Raw genomic sequence first — 5,106 nt, forward strand, 5'->3', positions numbered from 1 at the left:
CACGCTGCAGAACGCGGCGTCGGGGGCCTGCCTGACGACGGCCAACAACGCGACGGCCAACGACACGCGGGCGGTGCTGGGCGCCTGCACGGCGGCGTCGGCCCGCTGGACCGTGCTGGCGACCCCCACGGGGGGCACGCCGGTGAGCGAGGTGGTGACCAGCAGCCCGATCGCTCCCACGACGGCGCCGCTGCCGGGCGAGGTCAGCGAGCCGGTGGCGAGCGCGGCGCCGGAGCTGCCGCGCGTCACCATCGACACGCGCATGCCGACCCCCACGGGCCGCACGATCGCGGTGCCGGCGGGCGGCGACCTGCAGGGCGCCCTCGACGCCGCCCAGCCGGGCGACGTCATCACGCTCGCCAACGGCGCCACCTACCGCGGCAACTTCGTGCTCGGCGCAAAGGCGCCCGGCGGCTGGATCGTGGTGCGCCCGGCATCGCTCAGCGGCCTGCCGGCCGAGGGCGAGCGGCTCGCGCCGGCGCGCCACGCGGCGGCCATGCCGAAGATCGTCTCGCCGAACGGCATGTTCGCCCTGGCGACGCCCGACGCCCAGTCGGGGAAGAAGACCCACGGCTGGCGCTTCGTTGGGCTCGAGATCGCCTCGAACGAGGCCGTCGACGTCGCGCAGACCCTGATCGAGCTGGGCAACACCAACGAGCGCACGCTCGCGGCCCTCTCCAGCCACTTCGTCTTCGATCGCGTCTGGATCCACGGCCGCACCACGCAGCACGTGCATCGCTGCCTGGCGATCAACGCTGCCCACGCGGCGGTGATCGACTCCTACTTCTCCGACTGCCACACGCGTGGTGGCGAGGGGCAGGTGATCGCCGGCTGGCAGACGCCGGGCCCGGTGAAGATCCAGAACAACTATCTCGAGGGCGGCACGATCGGCGTGCTGTTCGGCGGCGCCGACCCCTGGATCTCGGGGATGATCCCGTCGGACATCGAGGTGCGCGGCAACCACTTCCTCAAGCCGCTGACCTGGAAGGGCGTGTGGTCGGCGAAGAACGGCTTCGAGCTGAAGAACGCGCAGCGCGTGCTGGTCGAGGGCAACGTCTTCGAGAACAACTGGATGGATGCCCAGGCGGGCTACATGATCCTCTTCACGCCGCTGTCGCAGAGCAATCTGGCGCCGTGGACGACGGTGCGCGACGTGACCTTCCGCCACAACCTGCTGCGGAACAGCGCACAGGGCTTCATGATCTCCTCGCGCAACGCCTACGGCGCGAACGCGACGCCGCTGACCGACGTGACGCGCCGCGTGCTGATCGAGCACAACGTGCTGGAGCGCGTGGGCGGGCGGGCATTCCTGGTGTCGAACGAGCTGCAGGACGTGACGATCGCGCACAACGTGGTGAGCAACAGCGAGTACGTGTCGCTCCTGCTGGTCGGTGACTCGACGAACGCGCCGGCGCAGCGGCTGGTGTTCCGCGACAACCTGGTGGGCCGCGGCTACATGCTGGTCAGCGGCGACGGTACGGGCGAGGGCCGGGTCGCGCTCAACGCCTACGCGCGCGACGCGGTGATCGCGGGCAACCTGGCCTACTCGACGGTGGCGCCGGGCGTGGGCCGCACGGACCTGTATCCGACCACGAACGCCTTCGTGGCCGACGCCGCGCTGGCGGGGATCACGAGCGGGACGATCAACGGGGTCGTGGTGCCGCGCGCGCAGGTGTCGTCGCTCAGCGCGTTCTTCCGCAGCGGCACCGGCGGCACGACGCCGGGCGCGGACCTCGCGGCCGTCGCCCGCGCCACCGCCACCGCCGTCCAGCGCTAGACCGCCGGGCGTCCGGCGACGGCTACACGATCGGCTCCGACGCGCTGCGGCGCGTCGCCGCGGGGCGGCTCCCACCAGGGGCCGCCCCGTCGGCCGTCCGGCCGTATATTGCGGTCGGCACGTCATCTGAGACCCGGCGCCTGCGACGGACGCGCGTTCGCGGCGCCGACAGCCACCCCTCGTTTTTCCCGATGCGACAGGTTCTCCGGAAAGGACTCAAGGATATCGTCGTCGACGAGGTGCCGGATCCAATCGTCCGACCCCATCACGTGCTCGTGGCGCCGGCGTTCTCGCTGATCAGCAGCGGCACCGAGACCGCGGACATCCATCGCGACGGCATCCTGAAGGAGGTGGCGGACAACCCGTCGCACGTGCGCAAGGTGCTGGACGTGATGATGCAGAACGGCCCGGCCGGCACGATCCGCGAGGTGCGCGCGAAGTTCAGCGACTACGCGGTGCTCGGCTACTCGGGCGCGGGCGTCGTCATCGACGTGCATCCGTCGGTGACGGACCTCGCGGTGGGCGACCGCGTCGCGTACGGCGGGCAGGGCACCGGCCACGGCGAGTGCATCATGACGGGGCGGAACCTCGTCGCGCGCCTCCCCGACGAGGTGCCGTTCGAGCATGCGTGCTTCGCGACGCTCGGCAGCATCGCGCTGAACGCGGTGCGCATCGCGAACCTCTCGCTCGGCGACACCGTCGTCGTCGTCGGCCTGGGGCTCGTCGGCCAGCTGATCGCGCAGCTCGCGCGCCTGCAGGGCGGAAGCGTGATCGCCACGGACCTCAACCCCACACGTACCGCGCTGGCGCGCGAGATGGGGGCGGACCAGATCGTGGCCGGCGGCGACGGCGCGGAGGCCGCGGTCGCGAGCCTCACGGGCGGCCGCGGCGCGGACTGCGTGATCGTCGCCGCGGCGGCCAAGAGCGCCGCGCCGGCGCAGGCGGCGCTGCGCATGGTGCGCGACCGTGGGCGCATCGTCGTCGTCGGCGCCGTCGAGATGAGCTTCCCGTGGGAGCAGATGTACATGAAGGAGGTGCAGCTCCTCATGGCGCGCGCCTACGGGCCGGGGAGCTACGATCCCGTCTACGAGCAGCAGGGGCGCGACTATCCGCTGCCGTACGTCCGCTGGACCGAGAACCGGAACATGGAGGAGTTCCTCCGGCTCGTCGGCACGGGGCGCGTGCAGCTGGACCCGCTCATCACGCACCGCTTCGCGCTGGATGAGGCGCCGGCCGCCTACGACGTGATCATGACGCCGGGCACCACGAGCCTCGCCGTGCTGCTGCGCTACCCGGCCGCGGACCGCATCGCGCGCGCGACCGAGGACGTGACGCCCGGCGCGCCCGTCTACGCGCCGACGCGCCGGGTGGACATCCCGGCCAACGCCGCGGGGCACCCGGGCAAGTTCAAGGTCGCGCTGGCCGGTGCGGGCAACATCTCGCGCTGGGCGCACCTCCCCGCCCTGAAGGCGCTCGACGACGTCGTGCTGCACGCCGTGTACTCCTCGGGCGGCGCGCGCGGCAAGAGCTACGGGCTACGCTTCGGTGCGGCGTTCGTCACGTCCTCCTACGACGAGCTGCTGCGCGATCCGAACGTCGATGCCGTGCTGGTCGCCTCGCGCAACCAGCACCACGCCCGCGAGACGCTGGCGGCGCTGCGCGCGGGCAAGCACGTCTTCGTCGAGAAGCCGATGGCGCTCACGGAGGACGAGTGCCGCGAGATCGTTGCCGTGGAACGCGACACGGGCCGCACGGTGATGGTGGGCTTCAACCGCCGCTTCGCGCCCTTCTACGTGGAGCAGAAGCGCCAGCTGGCCCGCCGCTCGGGGCCCGCGGTCATCAACTGCCGCGTGAACTCGCCGGGCATCTCCGGCGGCTACTGGATGGCGGACCCCGCGATCGGCGGCGCGATCCTCGGCGAGGCGTGCCACTTCACCGACCTCTTCGCATGGATGCTCGACAGCGAGCCTGTCGAGGTGGTGGCCTTCTCGCTGCCGACCGACGTGCCCGAGCCTGTGGGCATCAACAACATGACCGCGGCGTTCCGCTTCGCGGACGGCTCCGTGGCGAACCTCACCTACTGTACGGTCGGCAGCCGCACGTCGGGCGGCGAGCGTGTCGAGGCGTTCGCGGCGGGCGTGGGCGTGGTGACCGAGGACTTCAAGCGTCTGGTCATCAACGGCAGCACGCGCCGTACTCGCAGCCGCATGTTTGCCGACAAGGGCTACGCCCCACAGATGGCGGAGTTCGTGGCCGCCGCGCGTGGCGGCCGTCCGTCGAGCGTGCCGGCGAGCGCCGGCGCACGCTCGACGCTCATGTGCCTGCGCATGATCGAGAGCGCGCAGGCCGGCGGCCGCCCGATGGCGATCGACCTCGCGGGCCTGCTCGCGCCGGCCGCGGCCGCGGCCGCGCCGATCGATGCGTGGCGCGGCGACCCGACGCCCGCGCTGACGCCCGCCACCTGACAGCACCACGTGGACGCCGCCGTGCGTCCACGAAGCACGACTCCCGAGCGGCACGCCGGCGCACCTGCCGGCGTGCCGCTCGTGCTTCGCCTGAGGGTTTCGTGACGGGCCCGCGGTGTAACGTCGGCGGACTCTCGGCCACCAGCGGGATAGCGTGCGGCGTGTGAGCGACGTCACGGAGGCGGTTCCCGGGCCGCCTCTATCTTCCGCGCTCCTCTGAACGTCTCCTCCCAACGATCCCCGGCAGGCGCACGACGACCGCCGGAGAGCGGCAGGATCGCTGCTTCACTCGAAGTCGCGACAACGGCAAAGCCGGCGAAAGCCGGCGACGCAAAGCCACGAGGCTACCGCCCACGGGACACCGGGGCCACGCCGGTCGGGTTGCCGCACGACTCACGGGAACTCCACTCGCAGCAATTGGGGTGACAGCAGTGATTCGTACCATCGCGCGCGGCCTACTCGTGGCCGTGCTCGCCGTCGCGTGCTCGGACTCCGAGCCGACTGGCGCCGCTCTTCTGCAGAAGCACGACACGCTCACGGGCGTGGCTGGCGATACCAGTGCGTTGGCTGGTCCACGACAGAGTCTGAGCGCGATCGGGTCCCGCTCGCTGGTGATCCACACGACGGCGAACCGCTGCCTGAACGTCGCCGGCGGCGAGATCGCACCCGGGGGCGCGGTGATCCTGTGGGACTGCGTGGACGGGGAGACGGCCAATGAGCGCTGGACGCTGCCGGCAGTCGGGCAGGCCGGTGAGGTGAAGGTCTACGGCTACCTCTGCCTGGCGGCCGCGGGCACGGAGGCGGGCGCGCGGCTGACCACCGCGTGGTGCGAGGGGCAGGCGACGCAGCGCTGGACGCTGACGA

The 5,106-nt window shown here is 71.8% G+C and carries 3 protein-coding genes and 1 riboswitch; all 3 genes read left to right on the forward strand.

Annotated elements, in window-relative coordinates; translation table 11 throughout:
* Positions 1–1,777 (forward strand): right-handed parallel beta-helix repeat-containing protein (locus rosag_RS25280; protein WP_284352979.1); only part of this gene is annotated, 1,777 nt, incomplete at its 5' end.
* 269 nt (positions 1,778–2,046) lie between these two features.
* Positions 2,047–4,242 carry a bi-domain-containing oxidoreductase gene (locus tag rosag_RS25285; RefSeq protein ID WP_284352980.1) on the forward strand — a complete coding sequence of 732 codons (2,196 nt, stop codon included), beginning with the start codon at positions 2,047–2,049 and terminating at the stop codon, positions 4,240–4,242.
* Positions 4,243–4,537: 295 nt separating this feature from the next.
* Positions 4,538–4,631: riboswitch (cyclic di-GMP riboswitch) on the forward strand.
* A 222-nt stretch (positions 4,632–4,853) separates the two neighbouring features.
* On the forward strand, positions 4,854–5,106 hold a 253-nt coding region (locus tag rosag_RS25290), incomplete at its 3' end, for a ricin-type beta-trefoil lectin domain protein (protein ID WP_284352981.1).

The sequence above is a fragment of the Roseisolibacter agri genome, assembly GCF_030159095.1.
In the GTDB taxonomy this organism is placed as follows: Bacteria; Gemmatimonadota; Gemmatimonadetes; order Gemmatimonadales; family Gemmatimonadaceae; genus Roseisolibacter; species Roseisolibacter agri.